Below are 18,685 nucleotides of genomic sequence, written 5' to 3' on the forward strand. Positions count from 1 at the left end.
TTGGGACGGGCGTGCCGGACTGTATCCAATCGGTCACGGAGAGCCCTGATCGAGTTGATTTCGGTCGCTCGGTGCTTCACACTACTGGTGATCGGCAGCCGTCGATCATGAGGGTTTTCGGGGACCCGCGATTGTTTAAGTGGCTCAGGCGCCGGGCAGCGGCGAGCCGTGCTCTCCTCAACTGAAAGCTGGTCGGCGATGGGTTTCGCGTTCCTCGGCCGGGACATCGCGGTAGATCTCGGTACGGCGAACACACTCGTGTACGTACGGAAGAGGGGCGTCGTCCTCGACGAGCCCTCCGTGGTCGCGATCAACCTGCACACCGGCAAGATGATGGCCGCGGGCGCGGCGGCCCGGGAGATGATCGGGCGCACCCCGCCCCACGTCGCCACGCTCCGCCCGCTGCGCGACGGCGTGATCGCGGATCTCGAGGCGACCGAGCGCATGCTCCGCCACTTCATCGAGCTGGCGCACCCGAACCGATACCTCGCCAAGCCCCGCGTCGTCGTGGCCGTGCCGAGCGGCACGACCAGCGTGGAGCAGCGCGCGGTCAAGGAGGCGGCCTACGAGGCGGGGGCCCGGCGGGTGCGGCTGATCGAGGAGCCGATGGCCGCCGCGATCGGCGCCGGACTGAAAGTCGGCGAGACGACCGGCAACATGGTCGTGGACATCGGCGGCGGCACGACGGAGGTCGCGATCGTCTCCATGGGCGGCGTCGTGGTGTCCAAGTCGGTCCGCGTCGGCGGCGACGAGTTCGACGAGGCGATCGTCAACCACGTCAAGAAGCAGCACTCCCTGCTCCTCGGCGAGCGTACGGCCGAGCACATCAAGATCACCCTTGGCACGACCGGGACCGAGGGCGACGACGACGCCATCCCGATCCGCGGCCGTGACCTGGTGACCGGGCTGCCGAAGACGGCCACGATCTCGCGGGCCGAGGTCCGGAAGGCGATCGAGGACCAGGTCCAGACGCTCGTCGACGCGGTGCAGACGACGCTCGACCAGTGCCCCGCCGAGCTCGCGGGCGATCTGCTGGACAACGGCATCGTGCTCACCGGCGGGGGATCGCTGCTCGACGGACTGCCGGATCGGCTGAGAGATGCGATCGGCATGCCGATCCATCTGGTCGATCAGCCGCTGCAGTCGGTCGTGCTGGGCGCCGGGCGCTGCGTCGAGCAGTTCGACGAGATGCAGGACTTCTTCCTTCCCGAAACCCGGCGATGAGGACCTTCGGCCGGCGGGTGCCCGTACTGCTGGTCCTCCTGTCCATCGTGCTGATCGCCACCGACCGATGGGTGTCGCTGACCTCGCTGCGGGCATTCGGGTCGGCCGTCTTCGGCTCGCTGGAGAGCGCCGCCTCCTCGGCGGCCCGGTGGCCCTCCGACACCGGGCGGATCGAGAGCCTGGAGCGGGAGAACGCCCGGCTGCGCGCCGCGCTGCTCGCGCGGAACGACGAGCAGCATAGACGCGACAAAGGCGATAAAAGCGACAAGAGTCCGGAGGACGGCTACCGCGTCGTGCCCGCCCACACCATCGGCTTCGGCCGGGACCAGACGGTGACGATCGACGTCGGCAGCGCCGCCGGGGTGGCCCGTGACATGACGGTGTTCGACTCCGACGGCCTCATCGGCCGGGTGGTCCAGGCCGGGCCGGCGACGGCGACCGTGCAGCTCGTCACCTCCCCGTCCGCCTCGGTCGGCGCCAGGCTGGCCGGTTCCCGTGAGGCGGGGATGGTCGAAGGCGGCGTGGCGAAGGGCGGGCCCGATCGGGGCCTGCTCCGGCTCAGCCTGCTGAACCCCGAGGCGTCCGTCCAGGTGGGCGACGATGTGGTGACGCTCGGGTCGCCGAACCTGCGGCCCTACGTCCCCGGCGTCCCCATCGGCAGCGTGGTCTCGGTGGAGGCCGCGTCCGGCGGGCTGACCCGGACCGCGCTCGTGCGGCCGTTCGCCCGCTTCACCGCACTCGACCTCGTCACCGTGGTGCTCGGACCCGAGACCACGCCGAAGTCCTCAGCTCCGAAGTCTCCCGAGCCGAAGTCCCCCGAGCCGAAGGATGACAAGACGAAGGGTGACAAGCGGTGAGGGCGTTCCTGCTCGCGGCGGCGTTCGTGATCCTCGCCCCGGTCGTTCAGGCCGCCGTCGTGAACGGCCTGCCGTGGGGCGGCCCCGACCTCGTCCTGATCGGCGTCGTCGCGCTCGCGCCGATGACACGCCACGGCGCCCTGCTCGGGTTCGCCGCCGGGCTGGCCGCCGATATCGCGCCTCCTGCCGACCACACCATCGGCCGCCACGCCCTCGTCTTATGCCTGGCCGGATGGTTCCTCGCCCGGATCCCGTCGGAGACGCCGGCCGGGTTCGGCCTGGCGGCCCGGGCGGGCCGTCCGCGCCGGGCGGGGCTGCGTTCCGCGCCGCCGCCGGTCAGGGCGGCGCCGGTCGCCCTCGTGGCCGTGCTGCTCGACGCCCTGCTCGCCGTCCTGCTGGGTGACGAGCCGAGGGACCCGGTCCTCGCCTCGCTGCCCGGCTCGCTCGCCTGGACCGTCCTCGGCGCGGTCGCCGTCTCGGCCGTGATCTCCCTCCTCCCCTGGCGCAGGCCGTCGTCGCGGCGCCGGCTCTGGGGCCGCCATGCGTGACCGGGTGCATCGGGGGCGGCTGGCGGTCCTGTTCGCGATCGTGACGTCGCTCATGCTGACGCTCCTCGGCCGCATGTGGTACCTGCAGATCACCACCGGCCCCGAGTACGCCAGGGCGGCCACCGAGAACCGCGTGCGGACCGTCTCTCTTCCGCCGGTGCGCGGCCGGATCCTCGACGTACACGGCCGTCCCCTGGTGACCAACCGGACCAGGCCGCAGGTGTCGGTGGACTACATGACGCTCATCCACCAGCCCGACCGCGGCAGGGCCGTGCTGGCGCGGCTGGCCGAGGCACTCGACCGGCCGTACGAAGAGATCGCGAACCGGGCGCGGCTGTGCGGCCAGGGCGTGTCACGGCCGTGCTGGCCCGGCTCGCCGTACGAGCCGATCATCGTGGCCGACGACGTCGACGCCAGGACGGCGCTGTCCATCGCCGAGCGGCAGGACGAGTTCCCCGGGGTCGGTACGGCGCTTCGGCCGGTCCGCGTCTACCCGCTCGGCACGGCGGCCGCCCACCTGCTCGGCTACCTGCAACCGGCGTCGGCCGCCGCCGGGAGCGGCGGGGGCGCGCGACTCGTCGGCCGCGACGGGCTGGAGGCACAGTACGACGAGGTGCTGGCCGGCCGTCCCGGGGTGCGGGAGATCGCCGTCAACAGCGCGGGCAAGGTCACCGGTGTGCTCGGCGAGCAGGATCCCGAGCCCGGCGACGACCTGGTCACCAGCATCGACTCGCGGATCCAGAAGATCACCGAACGCGCGCTGGCCACGACGATCGCCAAGGCGCGCAAGCGGGGCGAACCCGCCGACGCCGGCGCCGCCGTGGTGCTGGAGGCCAGGACCGGGCGGGTGACCGCGCTCGCCAGCCACCCCAGCTACGACCCCGCGGTGTGGGGCCGCGACCTGTCCCAGCAGGACTTCGAGTCGCTGCCGCTGGCCTCCAACGCGGTGCTCGGGCAGTGGGCGCCCGGCTCCACCTGGAAGATCGTCTCTACGGCCGCGGCGGTGCGGGCCGGCCGGAAACCCGGCGCCTCCTACGACTGCCCGGGCTCCTACCAGGTGGGCGGGCGTTCGTTTCGCAACTTCGAGGGCGCCGCGCTCGGCCGGATGAACCTGCACCGCGCCCTGGTGGTCTCGTGCGACACGATCTTCTACCGGTTCGCCGACCAGATGTGGCGGCGCGACGGCGGCCTCGATCCGGTCCGCCGTCCCAAGGACCCGATGCAGGTCATGGCCAGGGAGTTCGGCTTCGGCGACCGCACCGGGGTGGACCTGCCGAACGAGGCCGCCGGCCGGGTGCCCGACCGGGACTGGAAGAAGGCCACCTGGGAGCGGACCAAGGAGGCCACCTGCCGCCGGGCCAAGACCGGCTATCCGGAGGAGTCCGACCGGAAGCGGGCCGCCTATCTCAAGGCCCTGGCTGCGGAGAACTGCCGGAGCGGGGGCGTCTGGTGGGCGGGCGACGCCGCGAACTTCTCGATCGGCCAGGGCGACGTGCTGGTCACCCCGCTGCAGCTCGCCCGGGGCTACGCCGCGCTCGCCAACGGCGGCAAGCTGTTCAGCCCGCGCATCGCCAAGGCCGTGGTCGGGCCGGACGGCACGGTGCTCCGCAAGATCAAGCCCCCGGTGGTGGGCAAGGTCGCCGTCTCGCGCAAGACCCTGAGCTACATCCGCGACGCGCTCGCCGACGTTCCCCGCGAGGGCACCGCCGCCGGCGCCTTCGCCGGCTTCCCGTTCGACCGGCTCGCCGTCGCGGGCAAGACCGGCACGGCCGAGGCGTATGGCAGGCAGGACACCTCCTGGTTCGCGTCCTTCGCCCCCGCGGAACGCCCCAAGTATGTGGTGGTCGTCGTGGTGTCGCAGGGCGGCACCGGCGGGTCGACCGCCGCCCCGGCCGCCCGCGAGATCTGGGAGGGCATCTACCGCCTCCCGGCCAGGTCGTCCGCACGCGGCGGTGGTGGGCGATGACGATTCCGCGTCCTTTCGGGATCCGGCCGGCGCTCGCCCGCGGCCGTTCGCGACTCGCGCGGGCGCGTACGGCCCGGCGGTCCGTGTCGGCGTCCCTCGACTGGTGGGTGACGGTCCCCGCGGCCGTCCTGTGCGGGATCGGCCTGCTGCTGGTCTGGTCGGCGACCCGCAACGAGCCGGACGTCTCCCTGCTCTCGCGGCAGGTCCTCAGCGTGTTCCTGGGCTTCGTGCTCATGTGGCTCGTGTCCCGCCGCGATCCCCGGGTGCTGCGCGCCTACGTCCCGGTGCTCTATCTGCTGACGCTCGCCGGGCTGGTCGCCGTGCTCACCCCGCTGGGCCGGACCGTCAACGGCTCGCACGCGTGGATCTTCCTAGGGTCCGGGCTACAGTTCCAGCCCTCGGAGTTCGCCAAGGTCGCGCTGATCCTGACGCTGGCCGCGGTTCTCGGGGAGCTGCGGGAGGGCGAGCGGCGGCCCGGCCGGGGCGCGGTGCTGCTGGCCCTGGCGCTCGCCGCAGCGCCGATCGGCCTGATCATGTTCCAGCCTGACTACGGCACGATCCTCGTCTTCGCCGTGATCACGGGTGGGATGATCCTGGTCTCCGGGGCGCCCAAGCGCTGGCTGGCCGGACTGGCGGCGGCCGGCGCCCTCGCCGTCCTCCTGGTGTGGCTGCTCGGCCTCGTCCAGCCCTACCAGATCCAGCGGCTGATGGTGCTCACCGACCCGGACGCCGACCCGATGGGCCTCGGCTACAACGCCACGCAGGCGCGGATCGCGATCGGCTCCGGCGGACTGCTCGGCAAGGGGCTGTTCCGCGGGGACCAGACGGCCGGGCATTTCGTGCCCGAGCAGCACACCGACTTCATCTTCACCGTCGCCGGCGAGGAGCTCGGCTTCCTCGGCTGCGCGTTCATCGTGCTGCTGATGCTGTTCGTGCTGTGGCGCGGGCTGCTGATCGCCGCCCGCAGCGCCACGCCGTACGGCACGGTGCTGGCGGGCGGCGTGGTCTGCTGGCTGGCGTTCCAGACGTTCGTCAACGTGGGCATGACCATCGGGCTGCTGCCGATCACCGGGCTGCCGCTGCCGTTCGTCTCGTACGGCGGGTCGGCCACCATCTCCACGCTCACCGCGATCGGCCTCCTCGGCACGGTCCGCCGGCGTACGGACCTGCCGGGCCGTCCGACCGGTCAGTCCCAGCCGTAGTCGAGCGGCACCGAGATACGCACGGAGTCGGAGATGGTGGTCACCACCTGGCCGTCGTTGTGCTTCACCGTGATCGGCTTCCAGGTCATGCAGGAGATTTCGTACCCCGCCGACAGCTTCACCGTTTCCGGTTCGACGGCGGGCCTGCACTCCTTCTTCCGCAGCCCGGCCAGAGCCTTGCGCGCCTCGCGTTGCAGCGCCGTGTCATCGGGCCACAGATGGGTCACCGCCATCTCGAACACCTCGGTGCTCACCTTGGTGGCGTCCTGAGCGGTCACGGCCCCGTTCAGGGCGCGCGCCGCGCCCGAGATGCGCACCCCCTCCATCTTCGACCCGTCCCCGCGCGGGTAGGCGGCGTACTGGATGGAGGCGCTTCTCGTGTTGGTCTGGTTGCGGGTGCGGCACTCGGGCTCCCTGAGCGTGCGGCCGCTGTCGTCCTTCTCACCCGCCTTGTGGCAACGCCACTTCGGCGTCTTCTCGATCCGTGCCACGAGCTCCGGCCCCGACACGGGGAAGCAGTGCATGACACGACTCCGCTCCTCGCAGGGCACGGGCGCCTCGGGATCGCGGGGCTTGGCCGGCTCCTCGCCGGACCGGGCATCGGCACTCGGCGGTGCGCCGGCCTCCGCGGTCGGGATGCCAGAGCTCGACCGCTCGGCCGGCGCGGCGATCGGCCCGTCGGCGCCTCTGGTCACGACTGCGACCAACGCCGCCGCGGCGGCCAGGATGACCACACCGCCCACGCAGCCGACCACGATGAGCGCCGTGTTGCTCTTCTTGGCCACGGCCGTGTAGTGGGGATAGCGCGGATCACCACCGCAGTGTCTGCCGTTCCACTGGTCCACCCAGAACCCCGGCGCCTGCCGGTCAGGCTGCACAGCCCATCCACAGCGCCCGCACGGATTCACCGTCATGGCGTCTGGTTTCCTTCCCGCGTCCCGTCCCCCACAGGGGTCTCTTTTCTTCGGCAAAGTTCCAGATCATACGGATTTTGCGCGGGACAGTCAGATCAGCCTGTTCACACCGTCATCACACGCGGCCGACCATGCGGGCGTACATCCGGCCGGGGCTCGGGACGGACGGGGGGTTGAGGAAGCCGGGCAGCATGGGGAGATCGACCGCGAAGGGCTGCAGCCGCTCGTACAGTTCGCAGGCGTCGGCCGGCCGGTTCTCCGGCTTCTTCTCCAGCAGGCCGGCGATCAGCCGGTCCAGCGCGGCCGGCACGTTCGGGACCCGCGGGGGCCGTGCCTTCACCTGCTTGTCGAACACCGCGTACTCCGTCGGCCCGGTGAACAGCTGCCTGCCGGTCAGCATCTCGTGCAGGACGCAGCCGAGGGCGTACAGATCGCTCTTCGGCCCCGCGACCCCGCTCTGGATCTGCTCGGGCGACATGTACGCGGGCGTGCCGAGGATCTGTCCGATCCTCGTGAACGGGCGGGCGTCCCCCTCCCGGAGCATGGCGAGCCCGAAGTCGAGGACCTTCACGCTGCCGTCCGGGCAGAGCATGAGGTTGGTCGGCTTGAGATCGCGGTGGCAGATCGACAGCTCATGCGCGGCCGTCAGCACGGCGCACGCCTGAGCGGCGATGGCCGCGGCCCAGGGCACCGGAAGCGGGCCGTGCTCGCCGAGCAGGTCGGCGACCGTCACACCCTCGATGAACTGCATGACCTGGAAAAGGCGCTGCTCGAACGTGCCGAAGTCGTAGAGGACCGGCGCCCCCGGGTGCTCCAGCCGGGCCAGGATCCGCGCCTCGCGGATGAACCTGCGCTCCAGTTCCTCGTCCTGGCCGCCGGGAAGCCGGAGGAACTTCACCGCGACCTTGCGGTCGAGATGCCGATCGTGACCACCGTAGACCGCGCCCATCCCGCCCTGGCCCAGCGGAAGGTCGTCGAGCTCGTAGCGGTCGCCGATGACCATGCACCCCTCCCCTCGGCCTGTCCCGGAAAAAGCTACACCTTCAAGCAGGGGGAAGAAGAGTGCCGGAGATCAACCCCTCGACCCCGGCGCGGGCGAGCGTCTCCCCCGCGGCGTTCACCTCCCTGAGCCCGTCTTCCAGGGCGAGAAGCCGCCGGAACGCCCTGCCGTACGCGCGCTGGCGGGCCATGGGCAGCCGCGGGACGCGGGTGCGGCGGACGTCGACCCGGCTCACCCCGACCCGGCTCGCCCCCACCCTGCTGGTCCCGGGCCTGCTCGTCCCTCCGCTCGCGGCGAAGCGCAGGAGGCCCGCGAGGAACTCCGGGTCGATCCTGCCGGGGTCCACCCGGAAGACGCTGAGGTGCGGGCCCAGCACCGCGCCCTCCGCCTCGGCGACCCGAGCGGTGATCGCGGAGGCGACGATATCCCCGGGCTGGATCGTGACCAGGCCCCCTCCGGACGGCATCGATCCGGACGGCGGCCCGCCCACCGCCAGGTCGTCGACGGTGAGCACGCGGACCGGGCCGTGTGCCTCGGGCAGCGCCTTGAGCGAAGAGTGCCGGACGGTCACCATGCCCGCCTTGGCCAGCTCGGCGATGGTCGTGGCCGAGCCGTCCCAGCCGTCGGCCGCGCGCGTCCCGCCCACGCCGTCCGCGCTCGCCTCGGCGAGCACGGCCAGGTCCGGTACGGCATCGGCCAGCGCGGCCACCGCCGTACGGAACCGGTCGCGGACGATGGGGAACTCCCGGGCGTCGCCGGGAGCCGACAGATGCCGGGCGGGGGCGACGTCCACCTCGTCGTCGAGGACGTCGACTATGCGTACGGCCCGGCCGCCCCGCGGCGCCTCGGACGACCCGGACTCGGCCTGCTCGGCCCCGGCGAGGCAGGCCCGCCACGCAGACTCGACGACCGACAGGTCATCGGAGGCGTCGGCCACGAGGAACGTCGCGGACCGGGCCTCGCCGGGGACCGGACGGCGCAGCAGCCACAGGTCCGGGCCTCCGGCCGACAGTGTGATCACGGCACGCAGCGCCCCGCCGCGCAGCAGGTTCGACCGGATCCGCCGGCCCGAGCGCCGTCCGGCGGCGGCGACCGGCATCAGGATGGCGACGGGCCCGCCCGGTCGCACATGGGCGAGGCAGTGCTGCACCCAGGCGAGCTCGGACTCGCCTCGCGGCGGCATGCCATATCCCCAGCGGGGGTCGCCGACCAGCTCCTCGTGGCCCCATGCCCGCTCGTTGAACGGCGGATCGCACACCACGGCATCGGCCCGCTCCTCGACGAAGCCGTCCGCGCGCAGGGTGTCGCCCGCGACGATCCACGCGCTGTGCCCGTGCAGCAGCAGCCGTACGGCGGTCAGCACCGCCACGGTCTCGTTGACCTCCTGCCCGAGCAGCCGGACCGGCCGCGGCACGCCGAGCAGCAGGGTCCCCATGCCGCAGGCTGGGTCGAGGACGGATTTCGCGTCGGCGCAGGCCAGCCGCGTCATCACCGCGGCGAGGTCGTGCCGGGTGACGGCCAGACGCCGGCTGTGCGCCTCGGTGTAGCGCTCGCACAGGAACTCGAACGCCGCCGCGTCGCCCTGCCGTGCGGCCATCTCCGCGATCAGGTGGATCAGCTTCGGGTCGGTGAGGCCAGGGCCGGGCAGCCTGGCCGGCAGGTCGCCGGTCACGGCCTCGACGGCGGGCCCGAGCCGTACGGCCAGGCCGGGATCGCGGGCGAGCCGCTCCCAGCCGGCCGGATCGCGCCTCAGGTAGAGCAGGAACGCCCCGGCATGGCCGACCATCTCCCCCAGCCGCAGGTCGCCGGCCGACGCCCGCAGCCGCTGCCAGACCCGGTCGCCGATCGACAGCTCGAAAGACTTGCCGTTGCGGCGCAACCACGCCTCTATTTCGGGAAGGGAGAAGAGCGGGCTGGAGGCGGTGCCACCCACCGGCTGCGGGAAGTCCTCATAGCGGCGGCGCCAGTTGCTGACCGCCGCCCGGCCGACGTCGGCCAGCCTGGCGATCTCGCCGGCGTTCACCGTGGCCTCGTGCGCAGCCGGGATCTCGTGGCTCATGAAGTTCAGAGTAGCATTAAGCTTGTGAAGCGATTCAACCAGTGGTTTACTCAAAACCATGACGCACAACCGCATTCGTCACGCCGCCGGCACTGACGTCGGTCGCTCCCGCAGCAAGAATGAGGATTCCGTGCACGCGGGCGAGCGCGTCTTCGCCATAGCCGACGGCATGGGCGGGCACGGCCACGGCGATGTCGCCAGCGCGGTCGCCATCGGGGCTCTGGCGGCGCTGGAGGACGGCCCGCCGCCCGAGGACCCCGTCGCCGCGATCGAGGGAGCGGTGCTGGAGGCCGGCCGCAGGCTGAGTGAGCTGGCCGAGCGCGATCCCGCGCTGGAGCGGATGGGCACGACGGTCACGGCCATGCTGTGGGACGGTGCGAGCAGGTTCGCGCTCGCGCACGTCGGCGACTCCAGGGCGTACATGCTGCGCGAGGGGAACCTCTACCAGATCACGAGAGACCACACGCTGGTCCAGTCGCTGGTGGACGACGGACGGTTGAGCCCGGACCAGGCGGCCAGGCATCCGAACCGTTCGCTGCTGCTGCGGGCACTCGAGACCACCGGTGCCGCCGACCCCGATCTCTCGATGCGTGACGTCTTTCCCGGGGACCGCTACCTGCTGTGCTCCGACGGACTCACCGCCGTGCTGGATCCCGAGGCGCTGCACCATGTGCTGACGACCGCGGGCGAACCCGAGGAGGCGGTGCGCCGGCTGATCGACCTCGCCAACGAGGGCGGCGGCCCCGACAACATCTCCTGCATCGTCGCCGACGTCGAGGCCGTCTCCTCCTGAGCGGCTGAGCGGATCACGCCGCGGGTCGACCTCGCGGAGCCGACAGGTCGGGCATCCCCGCCCGGCCGAATGAGCGCACGTCAGGCCGCGTCGGCGGCTGAAACTTTCAGTCGCCGGATCGCCCCTGACCTGGAGCGGCCACCGCGCCGCCTGGGCGCCCCTTGGACCACGCCGCCACCTCGCCGGACGATCGCGACGGGAGCCTTCCCCCATTCTCACAAGGGGCACTCGATGCGACTACCGAAACGGCTGCTGAGCGCGAGCACGGCGGCCGCACTGGCCGGCGCGATGCTGGCGATCGCGAACATCTCCACCTCCGCCCTCGCGGCGGAGCCGAGCTTCAACTATGGCGAGGCACTGCAGAAATCGTTCCTGTTCTACGAGGCACAGGAGTCGGGACGCCTGCCCGCGTCCAATCGTGTGACCTGGCGCGCCGACTCCACGGTCAACGACGGCAAGGCCGCCGGGGTGGATTTGTCAGGCGGCTTCTACGACGCCGGAGACCACGTCAAGTTCGGCTTCCCGATGGCCGCGATGACCACGACGCTCGCCTGGGGCGGCGTCGACTACCGGGCCGCCTACGAAAGGTCCGGGCAGCTGCCGTACCTGCTGAACACGCTGCGCCAGGCGGGCGACTACTTCGTCAACGCCCACCCCGAGCCGAATGTCCTGTACGTCCAGGTCGGCGACGGCGGCGAGGACCACTCCTACTGGGGCGCCCCCGAGACGGTAGAGGCCAAGGGGCACAAGCGGCCGGTATACAAGATCACCTCCTCGTGTCCGGGCACCGACGTGGCGGCGGAGACCGCGGCCGCGATGGCCGCCTCCTCGATGGTCTTCCGGCCGACCGACCCCGCGTACGCCGACAAGCTGCTCACCCACGCCAAGCAGCTCTTCACGTTCGCCGACACGACCAAGGGCGTGAACGGCCGCGACACCGCGTACGTCAACTGCGTCAGCGCGGCCCAGGGTTTCTACAACTCGACCGGTGAGGGAGGTCAGGTCGAGGGCGCGACCAAGATGTACTGGGACGAGCTGGCCTGGGCCGCCGTCTGGCTCTACCGCGCGACCGGCACCGACGGCTACCTCGACCGGGCCCGGGAGTTCTACCCCAAGATGGGCACCCAGGAAGACCCCGGAGGCAACGGGGCGCAGGTGCCGGTGTTCAACTTCGGCTTCGGCTGGAACGACAAGCAGTACGCCGTCTACGAGCAGATGGCCGAGCTGACCGGTGAGCAGCGGTACAAGAGCGACGTCCAGCGCTACCTGGACTACTGGACCGTCGGATACAAGGGCAAGAAGGGCACGATCACCCCGGGCGGCCTGGCGTACATCTTCCACTGGGCCTCACTGCGCATGGCCGCCAACACCGCCTTCGTCGCGCTCAGGTACGCGGACCACCTCGGCGAGGCCGACCCGCTCTACTCGCGCTATCACGACTTCGGCAAGCGGCAGATCGACTACGCCCTCGGCGACAATCCCCGGCACTCCAGTTACATGATCGGCTTCGGCGTCAACCCGCCGCGCAACCCGCATCATCGTGGCGCGCACGGCTCGTGGACCAACGCCGGGCCTGACGGCGAGCCGGCGGTCAGCCGGCACATCCTGTACGGCGGACTCGTCGGCGGCCCCGACGCGGCCGACTCCTACACCGACAGCCGCGGCGACTACGTCAAGAACGAGGTCGCGCTCGACTTCAACTCCGGCATCACCAGCTCGCTCGCCGTCCTCTACGGCCGGTACGGCGGAACGCCGCTGACCACGCTGCCGCAGGAGACCCCCGACGGCCCGGAGTTCTACCTTGAGCCGACGATCACGCATCAGGCCCGCGAGACGGCGGCCAAGACGTACATCATCAACAAGTCCGCCTGGCCGGCGACGGTCCTCGAACGGGCGAGGTTCCGCTACTACTTCACGCTCGACGGGTCCACCACACCCGACCAGGTGACCGTCGGCACCTCCTACAGCCAGTGCAAGACGCCGACCGGGCCGCATCCGTTCGAAGGCCGCACCTACTACGCCGAGGTCGACTGCACCGGCACGCTGATCTTCCCCGGCGGGCAGTCCGAGTACCGGCGTGAGGTGCAGCTCAAGATCGGCGTCGCCGAGGGCGCGAGCTGGGATCCCGGCAATGACTGGTCGGCCAAGGGCGCGGCCAACATGACGCTCTACGACGACGACGGCCGCCTCATCTGGGGCACGCCGCCCGGCGCCGAGCCCAGCCCGTCCCCGAGTCCCTCGCCCAGTCCATCGCCCAGCCCATCGCCGGCGGACACCACGCCGCCGACCGCCCCCACCTCGCTTCGTGTGTGCGGGTACGACTTCAACCAGGCGATCCCGATGTGCTGGTCGCCCGCCACCGATGACGTCGGCGTCACCGGTTACGACATCTACATGGAGAAGGACGGCACGTTCTCGAAGATCGGGTCGGCCTCGAACACGATATACATAGCCACCGGCCTGGTGACGGGGCAGGCATACACCTTCTATGTGGTGGCCAGGGACGCCGCGGGCAACACGAGCCCACCGTCCGAGACCCTCACCGCGATCGCCCAGTCCGGCCTGCCCACCCCGACCCCCTCCCCCAGCCCGTCTCCATCACCGTCGCCTTCCCCCGGTGCGGCGTGCAAGGTGGCCTACTCGGTCAACGACTGGGGCGGCGGCTTCACGGCCAACCTGACGATCACCAACGCCGGGACCACGCCGATCAGCGGGTGGACCCTGAAGTTCGCCTTCCCCGGCGACCAGAAGGTCGGCCTGCCCGGTTGGTCGGCCTCCTGGACCCAGTCGGGGACCGCCGTGACCGCCACGAACCTCGACTGGAACAAGACCATCAGCCCCAACCAGTCGGTGCAGATCGGCTTCAACGGGACCTACACCGGCGCCAACCCCAGACCGACCTCGTTCACCCTCAACGGCACCACCTGCTCCTGATCGGTCGCCCCTGAACGCGGCAGCCGTACGGGCTCGCGTGCGCCCGGCCACCCCGCCGGGCGCACGTCCCCCGGGGGCCGGGAATCGGTAAAGTACTGCGGTGATCTTGGTTCGACGGTTACGGGCCGTGCGATCGATCATCGCCGTGGCGCTGTTGATGGGCGGTGTCGTCGCTGACACGGCCGAGCAGGAGGAACAGCAGGAATTCGTCTCGTGCTCCACCGTCCTGTTCGGTGACTCGGTCTCGTTCTCCTGCAGCGATCCGGAGTTCGAGGCGCGGCTCAGGGCCGAGGCGCTCACGCCGGAGGAGGCCCGAGCCGTCGGCTGCGAGCCCATCATCTGGGACGACGAGTCCGGCGCCGATCCGGCATCCCGACCGGAGCCGGAGGTGGTCACGACCTTCGGACCTGAGCCCACGTATTCCCCGAGAACGCCCGACCCGGCGGTCGCCGTACGGGTGAACCGGGCGTGGGACCGGATCGAACGCCGGCTCGGCGCACACGCGTCGGGCACCCTCCGCAGGCTGAACCCCCCGGCGAAACCCGAGCACCTCGCCCAGTGGGAGGGCAGCCACAACCGGAGGCTTCCCGACGACCTGTACGCCTCTCTACTGCGCCACGACGGTGCCGGCGGCAACCTCGGCAACGGGTTCCACCTGCCCCCGACCTACGGACTCCTCGGGCTCACCGGCATCGACTCCGTCAACCGGAACAGGTGTCATGACCTCGTGGTGGGCGGTGACCTCGAGGCGGCCGACCCCGAGCGCGGAAAATGGCACGGCAGCCTGCTGGCGATCGGCTCGACGGGCACCGGAAAGAACCTGTTCGTCGAACCGCGTACCGGCCGGATCGGCGAGGTCGGGTGGAACGAGAACCTCAGGTACGACGGCCCGATGGGCTGGCCGTCCTACGTCGCCATGTTGGAGGCACTGGCCGGGTCGCTGGAGGCCGGTACGGCACTGCGCGGCCGGCACCCCATCGTCACGGGCGATTGCGAGCTGCGCTGGGCCGAGGAACCGATGAAGACCCCGCCCCCCGGCTGTGCCGGTGATCCCCGTCCGTGACGGCGGCATGGCTCAGGAGAAGTAGACGCCGATGCGGTGGCCGGACAAGTCGTGGACGTCGATGTCCAGGTCGTAGACCTCGCGCAGCACGTCGGGGGACATCATCGCGGCGGTGTCCCACTGAGCGATCACCTTCCCGTTCTTCATCGCCACGATCGTGTCGGAGTGGCAGGACGCGAAGTTGATGTCGTGCACGACCAGGACCACGGTCTTGGCGAACTCGTCGGCCATCCGGCGCAGCCGGCGCATCATCTGCACCGAGTGCCGCATGTCGAGGTTGTTCAGCGGCTCGTCCAGCAGCACGTAGTCGGTGTCCTGGCAGAGCACCATCGCCACGTACGCGCGCTGGCGCTGCCCGCCGGAGAGCTGGTCGAGGTGGCGGTCGGCCAGGTCAGTCAGTTCGAAGTAGCCGATGGCCTCGTCCACCAGGTCCAGGTCGTGTGAGGTCAACCGGCCCCCCGAGTGCGGGAAGCGGCCGAAGGCCACCAGCTCGCGCACGGTGAGCCGTACGCTCATGTGGTTCTCCTGGCGGAGTACGGCCAGGCGGCGGGCCAGTTTCCCGCTCGGGGTGGTCGCCACGTCCAGGCCGTCCACGGTGACCGAGCCGCTGTCGGACGGCAGGAGCCGGCTGACGATGGACAGCAGGGTCGACTTCCCCGCGCCGTTCGCCCCGATGATGGAGGTCACGCCGCCCTTGGGGATCGACAGGCAGACGTCGTCGACGACGGTGGTTTCGCCGTACCGCTTGGTGACATGGTCGATCTGGATCACCGTCGTGACTCCCGGACGAGCAGGGCGATGAAGTAGACACCGCCGGCGAAGTTGATGATCACGCTGAGCGCGGTGTTCAGCGAGAACACCTGCTCCAGGACGAGTTGGCCGCCCAGGAGGACGATCACCGAGACGAGGCCCGCGGCCGGGACCAGGACGCGGTGCCGGTAGGTGCCGGTGAGCTGCCGGGCGAGGTTCGCCACGAGCAGCCCCAGGAACGTGATCGGGCCGACCAGCGCGGTGGACACCGACACCAGGACGGCGATCGCCACGAGGGCCCGGTTCACCACGGAGGAATGGTCGACGCCGAGGCCGATCGCGTGATCCCGTCCGAGTGCGACCACGTCGAGCCGGGCGAACAGGCGGGCCGCCCAGGCCGTCATCGCCGGCACCAGGAGGACGGACAGCAGCAGCAGGCCGGGATCCACCTGGTTGAAGCTCGCGAACAGGGTGTCCTGCAGCACGACGAAGTCGTTGGGGTTGATCAGCCGCGAGGCCAGGGAGGACAGGCTGGAGAAAAGCGTGCCGAAGATGACACCGGCCAGGACCAGGACGTACAGGTCCCGGCTCCGGCGGCCGAACAGCCAGCGGTAGAGGGCGCTCGCGAACACCACCATGGTCACCACCTGGCCGGCGAACAGCAGCCGGGGGTCGGCGGCGGTGAGTGCCAGTCCGCTGGAGAAGAACACGATCAGCGTCTGGATCAGCACGAACAGCGCGTCGAACCCCATGATGCCGGGAGTCAGGATGCGGTTGCCGGTGACCGTCTGGAAGATCACGCTGGAGCAGGCGATGGCGTACCCGACCACGATCATCGTGGCGAGCTTGCGCAGCCGGATGCCGAGTGCGTACTCCCAGTTGCCGACCAGACCGATCGTGCAGAAGCCCACCAGGACGGCCGCTGCCACCACGACGAGCACCGCGAGGGTACGGCGCTCGCGGCGGCGGGCGTCCCGGAACGCCCCGGCCGAAGCCGGGGGAAGGTGTGTCGCCGTCACCTGGACGGTTCTCGTCGTCATCGCTCAGGCCGTCCTGTTCCGGTTCCTGAGCACCAGGGCCAGGAACACGCCCGCGCCGACGACCCCCACCACGGTCGCGACCGGGATCTCGTACGGAAACCGGATGAGCCGCCCGATCACATCGCAGATCAGCACGAAGAACGCCCCCGTGAGAGCGGTCACGGGCAGGATGCGCCGCAGGTTGTCGCCGAGCACGATCGTCACCAGGTTGGGCACGATCAGCCCCAGGAAGGGGATGTCCCCGACGGTGACGACGACCACGGCGGTGATCACGGCGACCAGCACCAGGCCGGTGTTGACGATCCGGTCGTAGGCGACACCGAGGTTGATCGAGAAGCTGCGGCCCATCCCGGCGACCGTGAAGCGATCAGCGTAGAGGTAGCCGAGCAGCGTCACCGCGCCGGCCAGCCACAGCAACTCGTAGCGACCGCGCAGCACGCCCGAGAAGTCACCGCTGGTCCACGTCGCGAGGGTCTGCAGCAGGTCGGCCCGGTAGGCGAAGAACGTGGTCACGGAGCCGATGACGGCGCCGAACATGATGCCGACGAGGGGGACCAGGATCATGTCGCTGAAGGTCAGCCGGCGCAGGATCACCAGGAAGAGGAAGGTGCCGGCCAGCGCGAAGACCACGGCGACGCCCATCTTCACGAAGACCGCCTCGGAGCCGGCGAGGAGGGTGGCCACCAGCACGCCCAGACTCGCCGACTCCGTCGTACCGGCCGTCGAGGGCGAGACGAAGCGGTTCCGGGTGATGTGCATCATCACCAGACCGGCCACGCTCATCCCCATGCCGGCGAGCAGGATCGCCAGCAGCCGGGGCACCCGGGATTCGAGGAAGACCAGCACTGCGGCGGAGTCGGCGTGCAGCAGCCCCCAGGGGGTGACCTCGGCGACGCCGACGAACAGCGATCCGAAGGCCGACAGGACGAGCAGCACCCCTCCGGTCACGATGTGCCAGAGTCTCACCCTGCCCCGATCCGGAGAGCCGCCCCGGACCGGACGCCCGCCTGTGGAGTCCGTACACTCCACGGACTCCACAGGCGGGCGCTCCGCCTCCCCTCGCAACGGGAGGAGACCGCTCACGACAGGCTGTCGCCGATCGCCTTGACCATCGCCTCCACCGAGCTCAGGCCGTTCGGTGCGATGTACCAGACGAAGGCGTCCAGATAAACGATCTTGTCGTTCTTCGCGGCCTTCGTCTGGTTGACCAGTTCGTTGTCCAGAACCTGCTCGGCGGCCTTGCCGCTCTCCCCGATGGCCGAGTCGCGGTCGACGACGTAGAGGAGATCGGGGTCGGCCTTGGCCAGGAACTCGGCCGAGATGGCGTTTCCGTGGCTGTCCTTGGCGAGGTCGTCCGCCGCGGGCTTCACGCCCAGGGGGTCGTAGACGAGCCCGAATCGGGAGCCGGGTCCGTACGCGCTCAGCTTGCCGCCGGTGGTCAGCACGACCAGACCCGTGCCCTTGCCCTGCGCCTTGGCCGCGACCTCGCCCACCGTGGTTTCGAGCGCGTCGAGCCGCTGCCTGACCTGGTCCTGCTTTCCGAAGATCGTCCCCAGTGCCTCGGTGCGCCGGCGGAAGCTGGACAGGAAGTTCTCGTAATCGACCGTCAGGTCCACCGTCGTGGAGATCTTGCTGAGCTCGGGATAGGCGGCCGACGACCGGCCCGCGATGATGATCAGGTCGGGATCGAGCGCGGCCACCTTCTCGTAGTCCGGCTCGAAGAGCGACCCCACCTTGGCGTAGTCGTCGGAGCGATATTCGGCCAGGGAGTCGGGCAGCGTGTCGAGCTGCGGGACGCCGGCGACGGGCACGCCGAGTTCGTCCAGCGTGACCAGCACGCCGATGTCGAACACCACCACGGTCCGCGGCGTCGCCGGGATGGTCGCGGTCCCCTGCGCATGGGTGACGGTCACCGGTTCCGCCGAGGCGGCGGCCGCCGACGAGGCCGATGATGAGGCGGTGGAGTCACCGGAACCGGCGGCGGTGCCGCCACAGGCGCCCAGGACGAACAGCGCGGGGATGACGAGCGCACCGAACAGCCGGTGCCTGAGGGAATTGGAGCGCACGAAGACCTCTGGTCACGGACTCTCGATCGAGAGTGAAGGTTAGGCTTACCTAAATTAGGTTTACCTAACTAGGACCCCACACATCAAGACCGGTCAAACGTGATCTACGGCACATCCTTGTGAGGACCGGACCCCTCGTCGTTGAGTGTTATCGATAACATCAGCAGGCCGGCCCGGCCCTCTAGAGACCGAGGAAGCCCTCCAGGTCAGGTCAGAGATGAAGCAGCCCTGCCGCTGTATCCGCTGCCGGGCACGGCGGCCCGCTCAGG

At 70.4% G+C, this 18,685-nt stretch carries 15 protein-coding genes; 8 read left to right on the plus strand and 7 right to left on the minus strand.

All coding sequences use genetic code 11. The annotated features are described in order from the left end of the window. The first annotated feature begins 198 nt into the window (after window positions 1-198). From AP234_RS02645 to rodA, 5 genes are read left to right on the plus strand one after another with little or no spacing between them, the layout of a single operon-like run. Complete coding sequence (locus tag AP234_RS02645) at window positions 199-1,224, plus strand: rod shape-determining protein (protein WP_055477875.1); 1,026 nt, start codon at window positions 199-201, stop codon at window positions 1,222-1,224. Continuing rightward, entirely contained in the window at window positions 1,221-2,081 is an 861-nt protein-coding gene (gene mreC, locus AP234_RS02650; protein WP_055477876.1) for a rod shape-determining protein MreC, read from the plus strand. Before AP234_RS02645 ends, mreC begins: the two co-directional genes overlap by 4 nt. After that, window positions 2,078-2,629 (plus strand): hypothetical protein, encoded by a 552-nt coding sequence (locus tag AP234_RS02655; protein ID WP_055477877.1) that lies wholly within the window; start codon window positions 2,078-2,080, stop codon window positions 2,627-2,629. The genes mreC and AP234_RS02655 overlap by 4 nt, the downstream gene beginning before the upstream one ends. Continuing rightward, a complete protein-coding gene (gene mrdA, locus AP234_RS02660; RefSeq protein ID WP_055477878.1) occupies window positions 2,622-4,595 on the plus strand; it encodes a penicillin-binding protein 2 in 1,974 nt (657 codons plus the stop codon). Before AP234_RS02655 ends, mrdA begins: the two co-directional genes overlap by 8 nt. Next, complete coding sequence (rodA, locus tag AP234_RS02665) at window positions 4,592-5,797, plus strand: rod shape-determining protein RodA (protein WP_063842738.1); 1,206 nt, start codon at window positions 4,592-4,594, stop codon at window positions 5,795-5,797. The genes mrdA and rodA overlap by 4 nt, the downstream gene beginning before the upstream one ends. Here rodA and AP234_RS02670 read toward each other — a convergent pair. The 3 genes from AP234_RS02670 to AP234_RS02680 form a co-directional block, all read right to left on the minus strand. After that, on the minus strand, window positions 5,782-6,675 hold the full coding sequence (locus AP234_RS02670) for a hypothetical protein (RefSeq protein WP_055477879.1): 894 nt from the start codon (window positions 6,673-6,675) through the stop codon (window positions 5,782-5,784). The genes rodA and AP234_RS02670 overlap by 16 nt on opposite strands. A gap of 151 nt (window positions 6,676-6,826) precedes the next feature. Beyond that, window positions 6,827-7,714 (minus strand): serine/threonine-protein kinase, encoded by an 888-nt coding sequence (locus AP234_RS02675; protein ID WP_055477880.1) that lies wholly within the window; start codon window positions 7,712-7,714, stop codon window positions 6,827-6,829. 40 nt (window positions 7,715-7,754) lie between these two features. After that, window positions 7,755-9,770, minus strand: a complete 2,016-nt coding sequence (locus tag AP234_RS02680; protein ID WP_055477881.1) for an N-6 DNA methylase — start codon at window positions 9,768-9,770, stop codon at window positions 7,755-7,757. A 58-nt stretch (window positions 9,771-9,828) separates the two neighbouring features. Here AP234_RS02680 and AP234_RS02685 point away from each other — a divergent pair, with 58 nt between their 5' ends. The 3 genes from AP234_RS02685 (at window position 9,829) to AP234_RS02695 (ending at window position 14,560) form a co-directional block, all read left to right on the plus strand. Beyond that, complete coding sequence (locus tag AP234_RS02685; RefSeq protein ID WP_055477882.1) at window positions 9,829-10,563, plus strand: protein phosphatase 2C domain-containing protein; 735 nt, start codon at window positions 9,829-9,831, stop codon at window positions 10,561-10,563. Window positions 10,564-10,794: 231 nt separating this feature from the next. Next, window positions 10,795-13,497 (plus strand): glycoside hydrolase family 9 protein, encoded by a 2,703-nt coding sequence (locus AP234_RS02690; RefSeq protein ID WP_055477883.1) that lies wholly within the window; start codon window positions 10,795-10,797, stop codon window positions 13,495-13,497. Between the two features lie 100 nt (window positions 13,498-13,597). Next, window positions 13,598-14,560 carry an SMI1/KNR4 family protein gene (locus AP234_RS02695; RefSeq protein WP_152990198.1) on the plus strand — a complete coding sequence of 321 codons (963 nt, stop codon included), beginning with the start codon at window positions 13,598-13,600 and terminating at the stop codon, window positions 14,558-14,560. A 12-nt stretch (window positions 14,561-14,572) separates the two neighbouring features. Here the strand turns inward: AP234_RS02695 and AP234_RS02700 are convergent, their stop codons facing one another. The 4 genes from AP234_RS02700 to AP234_RS02715 all read right to left on the minus strand — a co-directional run bounded on the left by AP234_RS02700 (window position 14,573) and on the right by AP234_RS02715 (window position 18,416). Next, complete coding sequence (locus tag AP234_RS02700; protein ID WP_055477885.1) at window positions 14,573-15,331, minus strand: iron ABC transporter ATP-binding protein; 759 nt, start codon at window positions 15,329-15,331, stop codon at window positions 14,573-14,575. After that, window positions 15,328-16,350, minus strand: coding sequence for an iron chelate uptake ABC transporter family permease subunit (locus tag AP234_RS02705; protein ID WP_083501698.1), 1,023 nt, complete (start codon window positions 16,348-16,350; stop codon window positions 15,328-15,330). Before AP234_RS02705 ends, AP234_RS02700 begins: the two co-directional genes overlap by 4 nt. Before the next feature lie 3 nt (window positions 16,351-16,353). Further along, a complete protein-coding gene (locus AP234_RS02710; protein ID WP_055477886.1) occupies window positions 16,354-17,316 on the minus strand; it encodes an iron chelate uptake ABC transporter family permease subunit in 963 nt (320 codons plus the stop codon). A 113-nt stretch (window positions 17,317-17,429) separates the two neighbouring features. Further along, complete coding sequence (locus AP234_RS02715) at window positions 17,430-18,416, minus strand: siderophore ABC transporter substrate-binding protein (protein ID WP_083501699.1); 987 nt, start codon at window positions 18,414-18,416, stop codon at window positions 17,430-17,432. Between the last annotated feature and the right edge of the window lie 269 nt (window positions 18,417-18,685).

The sequence above is a fragment of the Sphaerimonospora mesophila genome (assembly GCF_001417795.1).
GTDB lineage: Bacteria > Actinomycetota > Actinomycetes > Streptosporangiales > Streptosporangiaceae > Sphaerimonospora > Sphaerimonospora mesophila.